At 45.6% G+C, this 18,565-nt stretch carries 14 protein-coding genes and 1 pseudogene; 9 read left to right on the forward strand and 6 right to left on the reverse strand.

All coding sequences use genetic code 11. The features are described from left to right. Nucleotides 1-12: 12 nt before the first annotated feature. Entirely contained in the window at nucleotides 13-1,485 is a 1,473-nt protein-coding gene (locus tag A4G13_RS05215) for a leucyl aminopeptidase (protein ID WP_090654790.1), read from the forward strand. A 698-nt stretch (nucleotides 1,486-2,183) separates the two neighbouring features. On the opposite strand, the gene A4G13_RS05220 is transcribed toward A4G13_RS05215, so the two are convergent. The 4 genes and pseudogenes from A4G13_RS05220 to A4G13_RS05235 all read right to left on the reverse strand — a co-directional run bounded on the left by A4G13_RS05220 (nucleotide 2,184) and on the right by A4G13_RS05235 (nucleotide 7,038). Beyond that, nucleotides 2,184-3,668 carry an aldehyde dehydrogenase family protein gene (locus A4G13_RS05220; RefSeq protein ID WP_011200723.1) on the reverse strand — a complete coding sequence of 495 codons (1,485 nt, stop codon included), beginning with the start codon at nucleotides 3,666-3,668 and terminating at the stop codon, nucleotides 2,184-2,186. A 229-nt stretch (nucleotides 3,669-3,897) separates the two neighbouring features. Further along, entirely contained in the window at nucleotides 3,898-5,166 is a 1,269-nt protein-coding gene (locus A4G13_RS05225) for a M20 family metallo-hydrolase (protein WP_090656585.1), read from the reverse strand. 204 nt (nucleotides 5,167-5,370) lie between these two features. Beyond that, nucleotides 5,371-6,663, reverse strand: coding sequence for a C4-dicarboxylate transporter DcuC (dcuC, locus tag A4G13_RS05230; protein ID WP_090656587.1), 1,293 nt, complete (start codon nucleotides 6,661-6,663; stop codon nucleotides 5,371-5,373). A 12-nt stretch (nucleotides 6,664-6,675) separates the two neighbouring features. Next, nucleotides 6,676-7,038, reverse strand: a pseudogene (locus tag A4G13_RS05235) (type 1 glutamine amidotransferase family protein). A 164-nt stretch (nucleotides 7,039-7,202) separates the two neighbouring features. Here A4G13_RS05235 and A4G13_RS05240 point away from each other — a divergent pair. Then, nucleotides 7,203-8,438 carry a Zn-dependent hydrolase gene (locus tag A4G13_RS05240; RefSeq protein WP_090656590.1) on the forward strand — a complete coding sequence of 412 codons (1,236 nt, stop codon included), beginning with the start codon at nucleotides 7,203-7,205 and terminating at the stop codon, nucleotides 8,436-8,438. 69 nt (nucleotides 8,439-8,507) lie between these two features. Here the strand turns inward: A4G13_RS05240 and A4G13_RS05245 are convergent, their stop codons facing one another. Next, nucleotides 8,508-11,372, reverse strand: coding sequence for a valine--tRNA ligase (locus A4G13_RS05245; RefSeq protein ID WP_090656593.1), 2,865 nt, complete (start codon nucleotides 11,370-11,372; stop codon nucleotides 8,508-8,510). 125 nt (nucleotides 11,373-11,497) lie between these two features. After that, nucleotides 11,498-11,941 carry a DNA polymerase III subunit chi gene (locus A4G13_RS05250; protein ID WP_011200729.1) on the reverse strand — a complete coding sequence of 148 codons (444 nt, stop codon included), beginning with the start codon at nucleotides 11,939-11,941 and terminating at the stop codon, nucleotides 11,498-11,500. A 148-nt stretch (nucleotides 11,942-12,089) separates the two neighbouring features. Here A4G13_RS05250 and queA point away from each other — a divergent pair, with 148 nt between their 5' ends. The 7 genes from queA (at nucleotide 12,090) to secF (ending at nucleotide 18,490) form a co-directional block, all read left to right on the forward strand. Then, a complete protein-coding gene (gene queA, locus A4G13_RS05255; RefSeq protein ID WP_090656596.1) occupies nucleotides 12,090-13,181 on the forward strand; it encodes a tRNA preQ1(34) S-adenosylmethionine ribosyltransferase-isomerase QueA in 1,092 nt (363 codons plus the stop codon). A gap of 44 nt (nucleotides 13,182-13,225) precedes the next feature. Continuing rightward, nucleotides 13,226-14,365, forward strand: coding sequence for a tRNA guanosine(34) transglycosylase Tgt (gene tgt, locus A4G13_RS05260; RefSeq protein ID WP_090656599.1), 1,140 nt, complete (start codon nucleotides 13,226-13,228; stop codon nucleotides 14,363-14,365). A gap of 82 nt (nucleotides 14,366-14,447) precedes the next feature. Beyond that, nucleotides 14,448-14,978, forward strand: coding sequence for a hemerythrin domain-containing protein (locus A4G13_RS05265; RefSeq protein WP_090656602.1), 531 nt, complete (start codon nucleotides 14,448-14,450; stop codon nucleotides 14,976-14,978). 17 nt (nucleotides 14,979-14,995) lie between these two features. Continuing rightward, nucleotides 14,996-15,214: a sulfurtransferase TusA family protein gene (locus A4G13_RS05270; protein ID WP_011200733.1), complete on the forward strand. Its 219-nt coding sequence runs from the start codon at nucleotides 14,996-14,998 to the stop codon at nucleotides 15,212-15,214. A gap of 114 nt (nucleotides 15,215-15,328) precedes the next feature. Next, on the forward strand, nucleotides 15,329-15,628 hold the full coding sequence (yajC, locus tag A4G13_RS05275) for a preprotein translocase subunit YajC (protein WP_090656604.1): 300 nt from the start codon (nucleotides 15,329-15,331) through the stop codon (nucleotides 15,626-15,628). A 33-nt stretch (nucleotides 15,629-15,661) separates the two neighbouring features. Continuing rightward, nucleotides 15,662-17,512 (forward strand): protein translocase subunit SecD, encoded by a 1,851-nt coding sequence (gene secD / locus A4G13_RS05280; RefSeq protein WP_090656610.1) that lies wholly within the window; start codon nucleotides 15,662-15,664, stop codon nucleotides 17,510-17,512. A 9-nt stretch (nucleotides 17,513-17,521) separates the two neighbouring features. After that, nucleotides 17,522-18,490: a protein translocase subunit SecF gene (gene secF, locus A4G13_RS05285; RefSeq protein WP_090656613.1), complete on the forward strand. Its 969-nt coding sequence runs from the start codon at nucleotides 17,522-17,524 to the stop codon at nucleotides 18,488-18,490. The last annotated feature ends 75 nt before the right edge of the window (nucleotides 18,491-18,565 follow it).

Here is an 18,565-nt window from a genome sequence, read left to right on the forward strand (position 1 = left end):
AGGAAGGAACGAATGAAATATTCGGTAAAACAGACCGCACTTGAACAGGAAAACAAAAGTCTTTTTATTGCAATTTTTGAGAATCAGGAACTCTCACCTGCCGCATTAAAGCTCGATCTTAAACTAAAGGGCGAAATTACCGAAGCGGTAAAAAACGGTGAAGTCAGCGGTAAAATCGGGCGAATTTTAGTACTCCGCCACGGTGCTCAACGTATTATTTTAGTAGGTTGCGGCAAGCAAAATGAAGTTACCGAACGTCAATATAAACAAATTATTCAAAAAGCCGTTAAAACCGCCAAAGAAACTATTGCAACAACAATTATTAACGCCTTAACCGAAGTAAAAATCAAAGATCGCGATCTTTACTGGAATGTTCGTTTTGCGGTAGAAACTATTGAGGAAGATAATTATATTTTTGAGCAATTTAAACGTAAGAAATCTGAAAATAACAGCAAATTAGCCGAAATTACCTTCTACACGGAAGAAAATCATGAACAAGCAGAACTTGCCATTCGACATGCAACGGCAATTTCTTCAGGTGTAAAAGCGGCAAAAGATATTGCAAACTGTCCGCCGAATATCTGTAATCCGGCCTATTTGGCGGAACAGGCAAATCAGCTGGCCCACCGCTCATCGCTAATCAAAACTACGGTTATCGGCGAAAAAGAGATGAAAAAATTAGGCATGAACGCTTATCTTGCGGTTTCTTGCGGTTCAAAAAATGAGGCGAAACTGTCTGTTATGGAATACCGTAACCATGAAAATCCGAATGCTAAACCTATCGTTCTGGTGGGCAAAGGGCTGACCTTTGATGCCGGTGGTATTTCATTAAAACCCGCGGCGGATATGGATGAAATGAAATATGACATGTGCGGTGCCGCTTCCGTTTACGGGGTAATGAACGCTATTGCCGAATTACAATTGCCGTTAAATGTTATCGGTGTGATGGCGGGTTGCGAAAATTTGCCGGACGGTAATGCTTATCGTCCCGGCGATATTCTGACGACTATGAGCGGTTTAACAGTTGAGGTGTTAAATACCGATGCGGAAGGTCGCTTAGTTTTATGTGATACCTTAACCTATGTGGAACGCTTCGAACCTGAACTGGTTATTGATGTTGCCACCTTAACAGGTGCCTGTGTAGTAGCTTTGGGGCAACACAACAGCGGGTTGGTTTCAACGGATGACAATTTAGCGCAAGATCTCGAACGGGCAGCGAAACTTGCCAATGATAAGGCCTGGCGTTTGCCGTTAAGTGAAGAATATCAAGAACAATTAAAATCTAAATTTGCCGATTTGGCAAATTTAGGCGGTCGCTGGGGAGGCGCTATCACTGCCGGCGCATTTCTTTCCAACTTCACTAAAAACTACCCTTGGGCGCATTTAGATATTGCCGGAACAGCCTGGTTACAAGGTCAAAATAAAGGTGCCACCGGCCGCCCGGTTTCATTGTTGGTTCAGTTTTTGCTGAATCAGGTGAAATAATTTAAGTGAAATTTAGAGGTTAGGAATCCCCCTCAGTCACTGCGTGACAGCTCCCCCGGCTTCGTGGGGGAGCGAACATTTTTTGCGTATTTCGATAGCGATAACATTATTTCAGTCCGTTCCCTCCCCCACAAAGTTGGGGGAGGGACCTGAAAGCCGGTGGGGAAAATTCCTTGCCCCCTCAGTCACTACGTGACAGCTCCCCCGGCCTCGTGGGGGAGCGAACATTTTTTGCGTATTTCGATAACGATAACATTATTTCAGTCCGTTCCCTCCTCCACAAAGTTGGGGGAGGTGCCTGAAAGCCGGTGGGGAAAATTCCTTGCCCCCTCAGTCACTGCGTGACAGCTCCCCCGGCCTCGTGGGGGAGCGAACATTTTTTGCGTATTTCGATAACGATAACATTATTTCAGTCCGTTCCCTCCCCCACAAAGTTGGGGGAGGTGCCTGAAAGCCGGTGGGGAAAATTCCTTGCCCCCTCAGTCACTGCGTGACAGCTCCCCCGGCCTCGTGGGGGAGCGAACATTTTTGCGTATTTCGATAACGATAACATTATTTCAGTCCGTTCCCTCCCCCACAAAGTTGGGGGGAGGTGCCTGAAAGGCGGAGGGGGTGGGATTTCAAGACATGAGCCACTTTACATGTTATGCGACGGCTATCCCACTAAAAAAACGGAAATTTCCACCGCACTTTTGCCGCTAATACATACCTTCACGCTCTTCCCGAGTACTGATGAAGATATTTTTCACCTGGGTATAGGCATCCAGCATCATTTTATGAGTTTCACGACCGATACCTGAAGTCTTATAACCACCGAACGGCGCGCCCGCTGGCAGGCGGTTGTAACAGTTCACCCACACACGGCCGGTTTCCAGCGCGCGAGCAACACGTAACGCACGGTTGATATTGTGGGTCCATACGGCACCGCCAAGCCCGTATTCGCTATCGTTCGCCATGTGAATCACATCCGCTTCCTCTTTAAATTTAATAACCACGGCAACCGGACCGAAAATTTCTTCCTGTGCCACCCGTTTAGTATTATCCGGCGCCAGAATTAATGTCGGTTGGAAAAACTCGCCTTTTGCCAAGGCAGGATCCGTCGCTTTTTCGCCGCCGATAATGATCTCACAACCTTCTTCTCTGGCAATATCCACGTATTTGCTGATCACCTTAATTTGGTTGGAATTTACCTGTGCGCCCATCTGAGTGTCGTCTTCCCAAGGTAAGCCGACTTTCACTTTCTTGAATTCTTCTTTTAGCGCGGCAATAAATTTATCGTAAATATTTTCCTGTACGAAAATCCGCGATCCGGCGCAACATACCTGCCCCTGATTAAACAGAATACCTTTTTGCGCCCCTTCCAGCGCTTTATCAAAAGGCATATCGTCAAAGAAAATATTGGCTGATTTACCGCCTAATTCCAAGGTGGACGGAATTAACATCTCGGCCGCCGCCACCCCGATTTTACGCCCGATCTCAGTAGAACCCGTAAACGCCAGTTTATTAAAACCAGTATGGTGCAGCATATATTCGCCGGACTTAGAACCTTTACCGGTAATCACGTTAAACACACCCTTCGGCAATAAATGGTTAATTTTCTGTGCCAGAGAAAGCAAACTCAAAGAGGTGGAAGAAGAAGGGTGAATCACCACCGTGCATCCTGCCGCCAATGCGGGTGCAATTTTCCATGCTGCCATCAAGAACGGGAAATTCCAGGGAATAATCTGCCCTACCACACCGATCGGTTCACGTAAAATCAACGACAAATCTTCGTCGTCCAATTGATTGGCGCTGCCTTCTTCGGAACGAATTACCGCTGCAAAATAACGGAAGTGATCCGCCGCCAGCGGAATATCCGCAGCCCGGGTTTCACGAATCGGTTTACCGTTATCCAGGGTTTCCTGCAAAGCAAATAATTCCGTATTTTCATCAATCACATCGGCTATTTTATTTAAAATTGCCGCCCGTTCCGCCGCAGTAGTGTGTTTCCAGGTTTTAAAAGCTTCCTGCGCAGCAGTTACCGCCGCATCTACATCCGCATCCGTTGCGTCAATAAAAGTCGCCAGTTCCGCCCCGTTTGCAGGGTTATGCGCAGTTAAAGTTTTGCCTTCGGAACCATCAGTCCATTCGCCGTTAATCAATAAACCGTAATGTTTATCAAATACATTGAGATCTTTTGTCATATTCGCTCTCCTATTACTAACGTTGCGGTAAAAAACTGTTACGTTTACCTTGCTCTCAACACCGGCGGTGTTTACCGCTTGATTAAGGTTTAGCTATTTGAACATAAAATCATCTATAAAAATGAGAGGTGTATCACAATTTTATCAATTTATTTACATTTTTTTAACAAAAAAGTGCGGTTAAAACATTTTGATTTTCAACCGCACTTTTTGATTCTTAAAACCGTTTTTAACCGAGCAGCCGTTGTACCAGTGCAGTATAAATGTTCACGCCGTTCATCAATTGGTCTTCATCGAAATCAAACTCCGCCTCATGATGGCCGGCCGTACGGTCTGCGCCAAGGACAAAATAGATCGCTTTGCCACCTTGTTCTTGTACCCGTCTGCCTAAAACCGTTGCATCTTCACTGGCGTTAAAGGCATAATTTGCATTAGCGCTATGCACTTTAGGGTGGGCAAGAACGATGTCTTCCACCAGCCCTACCAGTTCGGTATCGTTAATCATATCCACCGCTTCGCCCATGATTTCCGTTTCATACTCCACATCAAAGCTGACGGCGATACCGTTGGCAATCCTCATGACCTGATCAACCATATACTGATTGACGGCTTTGTTTTCACCACGTACTTCAAGCTGAATTTCCGCTTTACTCGGAATAACGTTCCGCCCTTCGCCCGCCTTCAGCACGCCTACATTAATCCGCGTCATTCCTTCGCCGTGACGGCTGATTCCGTGTAGCTGGGTAACAGCGTGAGCGGCGGCAAGCAGAGCATTGCGTCCTAAATGCGGAGCGGCTCCCGCATGTGCCGGTTTGCCTTGGTAACGGATATCGATCTTAGTGGTGGAAAGGAAATTTGTCGGATTGGAAATCACCGTACCGCTATCCGCACAAAAGCCGATATGCGAAGCGGAGAAATAATCGGCATCGTCAATTACGCCGCTTGCCGCAATCGCCGCCGCGCCGCGCACGCCTTCTTCCGCCGGTTGAAACACAATTTTCACTTTGCCGCTGAGTTTATCCTTATTTTGCGACAGCCACAGCGCAGTACCTAAGCCGATAGTGATATGTCCGTCGTGTCCGCAGGCATGCATAAAGCCATCGTTAAGGGAAGTAAAACCCTCTTTATTCGGAATATGTTCCGGTGCTTTGGTTTCCATCACATTCACGCAGTCGATATCGAAACGCAAGGCCAGGGTTTTCCCCGGCTTCCCCGAATCCAATACCGCCACACAGCCGGTGTAGCCGTCCATTTTTTCCAGCCATTTTTGTTTAGCGCCGTATGCAACGGCATTTGCCAACCCTTTTTCCACAACGGCTTGTTGACGACCGCGTACAAAATCACGGTTAATGATTTGATTACCGAGAAGAATCTCAAATCCCATTTGTTCTAAATAATCGGCAATACGAGAAGTTGTCCAAAACTCTGCCCAGCCCGTTTCCGGAAAACGATGAAATTCTCTGCGCCATTGTACGAGCTGTTGTTGAGTCAATTCCATAGTATGCTCCTTCTTGATATTGATAAATATACGGTGTTCTTACCATATGCGATGTTCGGGTAAGCGTATATTCACCGTAAGACGGAAATTATATCTGGGGCACATTCTTGATTGTATTTTTGTATCGGCTGTTTTTACCCGAGAATCCGTCCCGCTTCAAATTGAGGACCGCCCTAAAAGTGCGGTCGTTTTTTCACCTGTTTTTTACAGCATAAACAGAGCAAGAAATAAGATTGCCAAAACCATTCCCAACGCGGTACGTTTGATCATTTCCATCGGGCTGACCATTGCCAGGCCCGCACAGACGATGGTGACACCTGCAATCGGCGAGGCGGTACGTCCGATCGCGCCCGAAATTGCCGCCGCCATACCGAGATTAACATAAGTATAACCGAGTTCGACCGCATGCGGTGTAACGGCGGAGTTGAAGGCGATTGCCGCCGCATCGCCGGAACCGGTGATGATCCCCATCAGGAACGGTCCGATAGTCGCACCCCAGCGCACAAATTCGTTGGAATGTTTGAGGAACCCGATGGCAGAGTCAATAGCGCCGGTGGATTTTAACCCGGCCACAAACACGCCCGCCGCAATAATGATACCGAGTACGTTGGCATAAGAATTACCCATTCCATTAAAGAATTCTTCGGTGATTTTCACCGGAGAAATACGGGTGACCAAAATGCCGTAAATCGCCCCGATTAACATTGCCTGCGGTACGCCCATTTGGGTCCAGCCTAACCAGGACACCTGTTGCAACGATGTACCGCCAATAACCAGAATCACCAACGGCACCAAAGGCGCTAAAGCAAACAGAACATTAACTTTAACGAATTTATCTTCCGCTTCTTTCTGTTCTCTTAAATAAGCTTGACGGTGTTCATCGCCGTAATCTTTAAAAAACAGCGCCAACAATGTCAGCATAACCGCACCGATAGCGCCCGCAACCATAGTATAAGGGGCATGAGTCAGGTTAACTTCAGTAATCGTTAGTTTCGACATTTCACTGATCATCGCCGAGTGAGAAGAACCGGGGCTCATCATGGAACCGAAAGTCCCCGCCAGAATGGCCGCCCCGGCTGTCGCCGGACGGACGCCGGCACTTTTCAGTATCGGAATCAACGTTGCTCCCACCGCCGCCGCGCATCCGGCCGCAGAAGGAATCGCGATATTAATAAAGAAAGTGATCACCGTCGCTACCGGGATCAAAAAGAATTTTAATCCTCCCAGTGGTTTGGTCAGCAAATGTACTAAATGAGTATCGCATTGAGTATATTTCATTACATAGGCAAAACCCATACTAGAACAGATTGCCATAATCAGTCCGCCGGAAGTCATACTTTTGGCGAATGCGTCCAATGCGCCCATCGGATTAAACGTAAGGAGCGACATCAACAACCCGACCCCGATCAGTACGGTTCGGGTTTCATATTTTTTAATCAGCAAATAAATGGTCGCAATAATGCCGGCAACGGCAATAACAGGTTTCAATTCATCCATAATAATTTTCCCTTAATATCTGAATGTCGAATTAACGGGTAACTCGGTGAGTTGTATATTCTCACTGAAACGTAACACCGCCGCTACTCCAAAATCGTAGCTTGTCTGCCTTCGATATGCAACGCCGTACTTTCAGGATGTACGTGTACAAGTGCGGTCGGATTAACGATTAAAAATTCCGCCAAATGTTCCTCACGACTTTCGCCATTGTGTCTCAACATTTTGCCGGAGATGATTTCCATATTTAACGGTGATAAAACCGCTTGCACGGTTTCTTAATATTATAAGAACGACGTATGTCGGCATAAAAAACAAAAACAATTTTTTACCCCGATAAGCGGATAAGAATTGTTGTAACCAAGGAATACAATGGATTAAATAACCGCTTTCCTTGTATTTTTAACCGCTGATGAGTAACATATTTTTCATTATAATTTTCTCCGATTCAAACATTATTATGCAATCGAATGTTTGAAAGAGAAAAATAAAGATCCGAGTTCTGTGGTCTAGCTCACAAAATAAATGAAAAAGGAGAAGCTATGTCCGTTAATATGAAGCGAATTCAAACTATTATTGAAAAATTGGCGTCAATTTCCTCCGTACCGGGCGAATTAACCCGCTTAGCATTCAGTGCGGAAGACGAAGCGGCACATAATTACCTGATTGAGCTGTGCAAACCCTATGATCTCTCCATTCGCCGCGATCAAGTCGGCAATTTATTTATCCGTAAATCGGGAATTGAAGACCATTTGCCCGCAGTAACGTTCGGTTCCCATATCGATACTGTCGTCAATGCGGGAAAATTTGATGGTCCTTTGGGTTCTGTAGGCGGGCTGGAAATTCTGTTTCAATTGTGCGAACAGGGCGTACAAACCCGCTATCCGTTAGAACTGATCATTTTCACCTGCGAAGAATCCAGCCGTTTTAATTATGCCACCCTTGGCAGCAAGCTCATGTGTGGAATTGCTAATCGGGAAAGTTTAAGCAGGCTGCGTGATAAACAAGGAAACAGCTTAGAAGAAGCCATGGCGACTATCGGTTTGGACTTTACCGAAGTTGATCAGGTCAAACGCAATGCGGAAGAATTTAAATGCTTTTTTGAATTACACATCGAACAGGGGCCACGCCTGGCAAACGAACGGAAAACCATCGGTGTAGTAACGGGAATTGCCGCGCCGATTCGCTGTATAGTAAAAATTCAAGGGCAGGCGGATCATTCCGGCGCGACCGCAATGCACTACCGCCGCGATGCGCTGTTAGGCGGTGCGGAATTGGCGTTGGCCATTGAACGGGCGGCAATCGATGCCGGACATTCTACCGTAGCAACGGTCAGTAATCTCAATGCCAAACCGGGCGTAATGAATGTTGTGCCGGGCTATTGCGAACTGCTGGTAGATATTCGCGGCATTCATAGCGAAGCCAGAGAATCGGTTTTCACCGTATTACAACAACAAATCGAACAAGTTACCGCCAAGCGGGGATTATCTATCGAATTACAACTGATTTCCAAAGATCAACCGATTCTATTGCCCGATCAAATGGTGCAACAAATCAGCCGAGCGGCGCAGGATTTAGGCTATGCCTATGAAATTATGCCGAGCGGCGCAGGCCACGATGCCATGCATATGGCGACTTTCTGCCCGACCGGCATGATATTCGTTCCGTCAAAAAACGGCATCAGTCATAACCCGCTGGAATTTACCTCATGGGAAGAGATTGAAGCCGGCATTAAAGTATTGCAGCTTGTAGTATTGGAACAGGCGGAAAAAGTTTAATAAAACAAAAAAAGTGCGGTAAAAAATGCTTATTTTTCGACCGCACTTTTGATGAAATTTTATTCAGAATTAAAGATTCTCAATACTCAAATATTGCGCTCTGAGTTTCTCTAAACCTTCTTGATAATCCTGCATTTTTTCGCGCTCTTTGGCAATCACCGCTTCCGGCGCTTTGGCGACGAAAGCTTCATTACCGAGTTTACCTTCAATACGTTTCACCTCGCCAATCAATTTCTCGATTTCTTTATTTAAGCGGGCGAGTTCCGTATCCTTATTAATGAAACCGGCCATTGGCACCAGCAATTCCGCACTACCCACCAGTTTAGCTACGGAAAGCGGCGCTTCCTCGTCTTGCGCCAACACTTTCACACTGTCTAATTTCGCCATAATCTGCATTAAAGTGCGGTTGTTTTCCAACGTTTTTTGTTCCGTATCGGGAAGATTGCGTAACAATAAATCCAAACCTTTGCTCGGCGCAATGTTAGATTCCGCGCGAATATTACGCACCGCCGTAATCACTTCTTTAATCCAGCTGATTTGCGCGACCGCCTCATCATTAACTAAAGCCTCGTCAAACGCCGGGAACGGTTGAGTCATAATGGTTTCACCTTCCACGCCGGCAAAATCTTTCACTTTTTGCCAGATTTCTTCGGTGATAAACGGAATCAACGGATGAGCTAAACGCAATAATTTTTCTAATACATTCACCAAAGTGAAACTTGCCGCACGTATTTGCGCGTCCGTACCATTGGCAAATACCGGTTTGGTTAATTCCAAATACCAGTCGCAGAATTGGTTCCAGGTGAATTCGTAAAGTTCCGTCGCCGCTAAATCGAAACGGTATTGATCCAACGCATTACGGAAATTTTGCACCGTCTTATTGAATTCCGCCTGGATCCATTTATCCGCCAACGACAATTCGCGCTCGCCAGTACTGAGATCCAATTTATCGTTGGTTAACACAAAACGGCTGGCATTCCACAATTTGTTGCAGAAATTGCGGTAACCTTCCAAACGTTTCATATCCCAGTTGATATCGCGACCGGTTGAAGCCAGCGCCGATAAGGTAAAACGCAACGCGTCCGTACCATGTGGCTGAATACCTTCGGGAAACTCTTTTTTGGTGGCTTTGGCGATTTTTTCCGCTAACTGCGGCTGCATCATATTGCCCGTACGTTTTGCCAATAAGGATTCAAGGTCGATACCGTCGATCATATCCAACGGATCGATAACGTTACCTTTGGATTTCGACATTTTTTGTCCTTGCTCATCGCGGATCAAACCGGTAACGTATACGGTTTTGAACGGTACTTGCGGTTTGCCGTTTTCATCTTTGATGAAGTGCATGGTCATCATAATCATGCGAGCCACCCAGAAGAAAATAATGTCGAAACCGGTAATTAACACATTGGTCGGATGGAACATCGCCAATTCTTTGGTTTGTTGCGGCCAGCCGAGGGTTGAGAACGTCCATAACGCCGATGAAAACCACGTATCTAACACGTCTTCATCTTGGCGCAACGCCACGCTTGAATTCAAACCGTTTTTCGACCGCACATCTTCCTCGCTGCGACCTACATATACATTACCTTGTTCGTCATACCACGCTGGAATGCGGTGCCCCCACCAAAGTTGGCGGGAAATACACCAGTCCTGAATGTCGCGCATCCAGGAATAATAAAGATTTTCATATTGCTTCGGCACGAATTGAATTTCGCCCTCTTCCACCGCTTTAATTGCCGTTTCCGCCAACGGTTTGACCGACACATACCATTGGTCTGTCAACATCGGCTCAATCGGCACGCCGCCGCGATCGCCGTAAGGCACTTTTAAATCATGAGGTTGGATTTTTTCCAATAAACCTAAGCTGTCGAAATCCGCTACCACTTTTTTACGGGCGGCAAAACGTTCTAAACCGCGGTAATCTTGCGGAATCTCCGCTTCATAAGTGGTTAGCGGTTGACCGTCCGTACCGATAATTTCCGCTTCTTCGCGAATATCCGCATTAAAGGTCATCACATTCACCATCGGTAAATTATGACGTTTACCCACTTCATAGTCGTTAAAATCGTGAGCCGGAGTGATTTTCACCACGCCGGTACCGAATTCGCGATCCACATATTCGTCGGCGACAATAGGAATTTCACGGTTAGCAAGCGGCAGAATCACTGTTTTGCCGATAAGCGATTGATAACGTTCGTCTTCCGGATGAACGGCAACGGCGGTATCCCCCAACACGGTTTCAGGACGTGTGGTCGCCACTACCAAATAATCCAAGCCTTCCGCGGTTTTCGCACCCTTTGCCAACGGATAGCGGAAATGCCATAAACTGCCTTTGGATTCCTTGTTTTCCACTTCAAGGTCGGAAATCGCGGTATGTAACTTCGGATCCCAGTTCACTAAGCGTTTACCGCGATAAATTAAGCCTTCTTCATGCAAACGTACGAATACCTCTTTCACCGCTTCGGATAATCCTTCGTCCATAGTAAAACGTTCGCGTTCCCAGTCGATGGAATTCCCTAAACGGCGCATTTGCTGACTGATTGTACCGCCCGAATAAGCTTTCCAATCCCAGATTTTTTCAATAAATGCCTCACGACCGTAATCGTGGCGCGTTTTATTTTCTTCCGCCGCAATTTTACGTTCCACCACCATTTGGGTGGCGATACCCGCATGGTCGGTTCCCGCCTGCCATAAAGTGTTGTCGCCTTGCATACGATGATAACGAATCAAAGTATCCATTAAAGTTTGTTGAAACGCATGCCCCATATGCAACGACCCCGTTACGTTCGGCGGCGGAATGGCAATAGAATAACTCGGACGCCCCGCATCATAAGAGGGTTTAAAATACCCTTTCTGTTCCCAGTGGTTATAAAGTGCCTGTTCTACGGCCGACGCATCGAAACGGTCCGCCATTTGTAGTTTTTGTGTCATTATATTTTCTCTATCGGTAGGGTGGGATTTATCCCACCGGGTATTAGGTATGATATGACGGCATAATTCCCGACATCATCATTGTATTATCAAATCTCCCGAGTGCGGTCAAAATTTCAAAAGTTTTAGGCTTTTTCCATCACCATTTCAAAACCGAGCTGGCGATAAAGTTTGTAGCGTTCGCGCGCCACAGCCTTCCGCTCTTCTTCCGCGGGGACGAAGTCGATCACATGATTAAAACTTTGTGCATAATCGGGTACGTTATTTTGCAATGAAATCAATAAATCGCGGCGTTGCGCGTTACGCTTGCCCTGCCATGAAATTTCAATCGGCGTCGCATAATTGGTGATTTCGCCGGAAAGATTATGTGGCACGAACTGTTCCGCATCGCGTTGCCATAGCGCCTCATCCAAATTTAAGGCTTGCTCTTCCGTTTCACAGGCAATTAACACCTTTTTACCCAAACGCCAAGCATCCGCAGCTAAATTACAAGCTAACGCTTCCGTCGCAGAAAGCGCGTTATCGGCTTGTGTCTTTTCGATTAAATAAAATTGGGCTTGTTTCGGCATTTTGAATTCATTTTTTTCAGTAAAAAAGATAGCCGGAGAATTCTAGCGAAAAATGCTTAAAAGATAAAGTTTTTTGCTTGTATAAGCATTAGTTTCGCACTAGACTTACCAACTGATTTTTTTCAAGCTATTTATAAGAATTAAAACCATGCATCTTTCCGACTTTTATTTTGATTTACCTGACGAGCTGATTGCTCGTTATCCCAAACCGGAACGCAGTTCAAGCCGTCTGCTACGGCTTAGCGGCGAAAACGGCGATATTTCTCACCGCACTTTTTCCGATGTTTATGATTTAATCAACGAAGGGGATTTATTAATTTTTAACAATACCCGGGTAATTCCCGCTCGCATGTACGGGCGCAAAGCCAGCGGCGGAAAAATTGAAGTGTTGATTGAGCGGGTGCTGACCGAAAGCCGCTTTTTAGCGCATGTCCGCTCTTCCAAAGCGCCTAAAGCCGGCACCGAACTGATTTTAGGCGAAGATAAACTGGGCGAAGGCAAGGGCGTAAAAGCGGTGATGATTGGTCGCCAAGACGCCTTATTTGAGTTAGAAATTACCGAAAAATCCACCGCACTTTTGGATATATTACAAAAAATCGGACATATGCCGTTGCCGCCTTATATCGACCGCCCCGATGAAGATGCGGACCAGGAACGTTATCAAACGGTTTACAGCAAAATCCCGGGCGCGGTAGCGGCGCCAACCGCCGGGCTGCATTTTGACGAAGAATTATTGGCAAAATTAAAAGCGAAGGGGGTTAATTTTGCTTTTGTGACTCTGCATGTGGGCGCGGGGACTTTCCAGCCGGTGCGCGTGAATAATATTGAAGAACACCATATGCACGCGGAATATGTGGAAGTACCGCAGCAGGTGGTGGATGCTATTGTCGCTACCAAAGCCGCAGGCAAACGGGTTATTGCGGTGGGTACCACATCCGTGCGTTCGGTGGAAAGCGCAGCGCTTGCGGCACAAGAAAAAGGTTCCGCACAAATTATTGAGCCGTTTTTCTCCGATACCTCAATTTTTATCTATCCGGGCAAACAGTTCCGCGTGGTGGATTGTCTGATTACCAATTTCCACCTGCCGGAAAGCACGTTGATTATGTTGGTTTCCGCCTTTGCCGGCTATAAAAATACAATGAATGCTTATAAAAGTGCGGTGGAAAACCGCTATAGGTTTTTCAGTTACGGCGATGCCATGTTTATTACTAAAAATAATCATGTAAAGGGACTTGATTAATTTTTACCTTAGGGACTGTTTATTCGAAAAGGAAAACAATATTTATGAAATTCAAACTAAAAACCACCAGCGGTGCGGCCCGTCGCGGCGAATTAACCTTCAGTCGCCCGCAAGGGGAATTTAGCGTACAAACTCCGGCATTTATGCCGGTCGGAACTTACGGCACGGTGAAAGGTATGACGCCGGAAGAAGTACGCGCCACCGGAGCGGAAATCCTGCTCGGTAACACCTTCCATTTATGGCTACGTCCGGGACAGGAAGTGATGCGTAAACATGGTGACTTACATGATTTTATGCAATGGCACCGCCCGATTTTAACGGACTCCGGCGGTTTCCAGGTGTTCAGCTTGGGGAAATTACGCAAAATCACGGAAGAAGGGGTGAAATTCCAAAATCCGATTAACGGCGAACGTATTTTCCTTTCACCTGAAAAATCTATGGAAATTCAGTATGATTTGGGTTCGGACATTGTGATGATCTTCGACGAATGCACGCCTTATCCCGCAACTTTTGATTATGCCAAGAAATCAATGGAAATGTCTTTACGCTGGGCAAAACGCAGCCGTGACCGTTTCGATGAATTAGGTAATAAAAACGCATTATTCGGTATCGTGCAAGGCGGTACCTTTGAAGAATTGCGTAAAGTTTCCGCCGAAAACCTGGTCAATATCGGTTTTGACGGTTACGCGGTAGGCGGTTTGGCAGTGGGCGAGCCGAAAGAAGAAATGCACCGCATTTTGGAATTCACGACGCCGTTATTGCCGGCGGATAAACCGCGCTATTTGATGGGTGTCGGCAAACCGGAAGATTTAGTGGAAGGGGTGCGTCGCGGTATTGATATGTTCGACTGCGTGATGCCTACCCGCAACGCACGTAACGGACATTTATTCGTCACCGACGGTATTGTGAAGATCCGTAACGCTAAATATAAAGACGACACCAGTCCGTTAGATCCGCATTGCGACTGCTACACCTGTCAACATTACACTAAATCTTATCTATACCATTTGGATAAATGCGGTGAAATTTTGGGCGCGCGTTTGAATACCATTCATAATTTACGTTATTACCAACGTTTAATGGAACAAATCCGCACGGCTATCGAACAAGATCGTTTTGATGATTTTGTACAAGAATTCTATGCTCGAATGGATAAACCCGTACCGCCGTTGCAGAAAACTTAATTTTATATAATCCAAAGGAGCGTATCCTATACGCTCTTTCTCGATCTTTTTGGGCGTAATGATACGCCCTACAGGAAATGTTATGATCAACATCCAACCATCCGCCCTCATGCAATCCGCCACTTGGGCACAACCCATCGAAATGCTGTTTGCCTGTCACGGTCGGGTAAAAAATTTCTGTCGTCAACTGGGTATGTTGCCGGATTATTTGGCTGAAAACGGCGTAAATCAAGCGGTTAAAAATGACGTTAAACAAATCATTACCTACTTTAATGTCGCCGCTCCTCTGCACCATAAGGATGAAGAATCGGATTTTTTCCCCGCTCTTTTGCACTATGTACCTGAAGCGAAAACCGATATTCTGAAGCTTGAAGCGGAACATATCGGCATTCACGGAATTTGGGAACAATTAGGCGTTCAATTGCAGGAACTGATTGATGAAAAACGCACGACTATTGAGCAAAACCTGCTGGATGACTATCGCGCCGCCTATGAACGCCATATTGCCTTAGAAGAACCTTTATTCGAATTAGGACAAAAGCATATTCCGGCGGAACAATTAACCGCCATGGGAAAAATTATGGCGGAACGGCGCAAAGTGAAAAATTCTTAAAAAAACGACCGCACTTTATGCAATATCGATTGGATTTAACCGGCTATATTTGCCCGCTTCCGCTGTTAATGGCAAGACAAGTACTTGATAAATTGGAAAAAGGCGCCATATTAACATTGTTTTTGAATCATACGAGTGCCGTAACTGATTTTGTTTCGCTCTGTGAGCAACAGGGGTATCAGCTTATTTCTACTGAAAATTCAGCCGACAAATTTATTCTGACTATCAAGAAATAAAGTGCGTTAAATTTTTCAAGAGATTTACAATATCATTTTCACATTCCATTGATTTTATGGTATTTTAGCCACCGTTTTCTTTAAATATCAACTCAACTTTATAAGGAATATAAAATGGACGCACAACAAGGCAGCCCAATGTCAATGCTTATTATTTTTGCAATTTTCGGTTTGATCTTCTACTTTATGATCTATCGTCCGCAAGCAAAACGTAATAAAGAACATCGTCAATTAATGTCACAATTGGCGAAAGGTACCGAAGTGTTAACTTCCGGCGGTTTGGTCGGCAAAATTACTAAAGTAACGGCAGACAGCGATATGGTTGTTATTGCATTAAACGAAACTAATGAAGTAACTATCAAACGTGATTTTATTGTTGCCGTATTACCGAAAGGCTCAATTAAATCTCTTTAATTTTTTATTATTCCTCAAGGGGAAAGTTAAGCTATGTTAAATCGCTACCCTTTATGGAAGAATCTAATGGTGATCCTTGTGATCGCCATTGGCGTTTTATACGCGCTTCCAAATATTTACGGTGAGGATCCGGCGGTCCAAATTTCGGGTACCAGAGGACAAACCGCCACCGAAACAACTCTAACCGATGTACAGACATTATTAACATCAAATCAACTGGAACCTAAATCTATCAAATTAGAAGAAGGTTCGATTCTTGCTCGTTTTCACAATACCGACGACCAGTTACTTGCTAAAGATAAAATTACTGAAAAATTAGGTCAGTCTTATTCCGTTGCGCTCAATCTTGCTCCTTCAACACCTGCTTGGTTAAGCAGCATCGGCGGCAACCCGATGAAATGGGGGCTTGATTTACGCGGCGGGGTTCGTTTTCTGATGGAAGTGGATATGAATACGGCACTGTCTAAACGTCAGGAACAATTACAGGACAGTTTACGCACGGAATTACGCAAAGAAAAAATCCAGTATTCCGCAATTAAAAATACGGATAACTTCGGTACCGGTGTAACCTTAGTAAAACCGGAACAATTATCCGATGCCGGCCGTTTTTTACGTAAACAGCACCCGAATTTAAATATTACCGAGTCCGCCGATAACACATTAAATCTGGCTTTATCGGAACAGGCACTAACCGAAGCGCGTGAAAATGCTGTAGAACAAAACCTGGGCATTTTACGTAAACGGGTGGAAGAACTTGGTGTTTCCGAAGCGGTTATTCAACGCCAGGGTGCGGAACGTATCGTTGTTGAATTGCCGGGGATTCAGGATACCGCCCGGGCAAAAGAAATTTTAGGAGCGACCGCCACCTTAGAGTTCCGCCTTGTGAACCAAAATGTCAGTCCTGAAGCTATGGCGCGTAATATTGTGCCGACGGATACCGAAGTCAAATTTATGCGTGACGGTCAGCCGGTAGCGTTATTTAAACGCGCGGTACTCGGCGGCGAACATATTACCAATGCAAGTTCCGGGCTTGATCAACAAACCTCCCGTCCTCAGGTTAGCGTAACCTTAGACAGCGAAGGCGGCGAGATTATGGCTGATACAACCCGCTTAAACATCAAAAAACCGATGGCTACTTTATATGTTGAATATAAAGACAGCGGTAAAAAAGATGAAAACGGTAAAGTTATCCTAGAAAAACATGAAGAAGTGATTAACGTGGCAACCATTCAGGGTCGTTTCGGCAGTCAGTTCCAAATTACGGGAATCGACAGCCCCGCCGAAGCACAAAATCTTTCCGTGCTATTACGTTCCGGTGCTTTAACCGCACCGATTCAGATTGTTGAAGAACGTACGGTCGGCCCGTCTTTAGGTGCGCAAAACGTGGCGCAAGGCTTAAATGCGGGGCTTTGGGGGTTGGCGATAGTGATCGTTTTCTGTCTGGTTTTCTACAAAGTTTTCGGTTTAGTGGCAAGTTTAGCCTTATGTGCAAACATGGTGCTTGTGGTCGGGTTAATGTCATTGCTTCCGGGCGCGACGCTGACCATGCCTGGTATTGCGGGTATTATCCTGTCCGTTGGGATGTCGGTGGACGCCAACGTACTGATTTTTGAGCGGATCAAAGAAGAACTGCGCAACGGCCGTCCTATCCAACAAGCCATTAACGAAGGTTATAACGGAGCCTGGACATCCATTTTCGATGCCAACCTCACTACCATTTTAACCTCTATCGTCCTTTATGCGGTAGGTACCGGCCCGGTTAAAGGCTTTGCCGTAACCCTTGCATTAGGTGTGGCAATCTCAATGTTTACCGCTATTACCGGCACGCGTATGCTGATAAACTGGATTTACGGCGGTAAACGTGTTGAGAAATTATCAATTTAGGAAATAGCCATGACTGTAACGACAAATACAAAACAAAAACACGAGTATAAAGGAATCGGGCTACCGTTTAGCCTGGTTCACTTTATGAAATATCGTAAATTCGGTTATTTATTCTCAATTATAGTGATTGCACTGAGCTTATTTTCCATTTTTACGAAAGGCTTTAACTGGGGATTGGACTTCACCGGCGGCGTGATTATTGATACCCACTTCTCCCAACCGGCGGATCTTGAACATGTACGCAGTACCTTAAAAACCGGCGGTATTGAAAGTGCGCTGGTGCAAACGACGGGTAGTGCAAATGATGTTGCCATTCGTTTGCCCGCTTCAGCCAGCGATGCCAATATCGGTAATAATATTAAAAATATGATGACCTCATTGGATAAAGATATCCAAATCCGCAGTGTTGAATTCGTCGGACCAAATGTGGGCGAAGAACTGACCCAGGGTGCAATTTATGCTACTCTTGCCACTTTAATTTTATTATTGGCTTACGTAGGAATGCGTTTTGAATGGCGCCTGGGTTTAGGCGGGATCTTGGGGCTCGCCCACGATGTTATCGTGACTATCGGATTGTTCTCCTTCCTGCAGATTGAAATCGACTTAACCTTTGTGGCGGCGATTTTAACGGTAGTCGGTTACTCGTTAAACGACAGTATTGTGGTATTCGACCGTGTGCGGGAAAACTTCCGCAAAATCCGCCGCTTAAGCTCGGAAGAAGTCATCAATATTTCTTTAACACAAACCTTATCAAGAACATTAATGACCTCGGTCACAACCTTGTTCGTGGTATTTTCGTTATTGTTTTTCGGCGGTCCGTCAATTTACAGTTTCTCCCTGGCGCTGTTAATCGGTATCGGTTTTGGTACTTATTCGTCCATCTTCGTTGCCATTGCCCTTGCCTTCGATTTCGGTTTAGACCGTGAACACATGGTTGTAAAAGTTGTGGAAAAAGAAGACTTCCAGGAAGGCTTATAAGCAAAAATCACGAAAAATCTACCGCACTTTTTCCAAAAAGTGCGGTCTAATTTAACGGAATTTCATAAGACCCGA

Source organism: Basfia succiniciproducens (assembly GCF_011455875.1).
GTDB classification, from domain to species: domain Bacteria; phylum Pseudomonadota; class Gammaproteobacteria; order Enterobacterales; family Pasteurellaceae; genus Basfia; species Basfia succiniciproducens.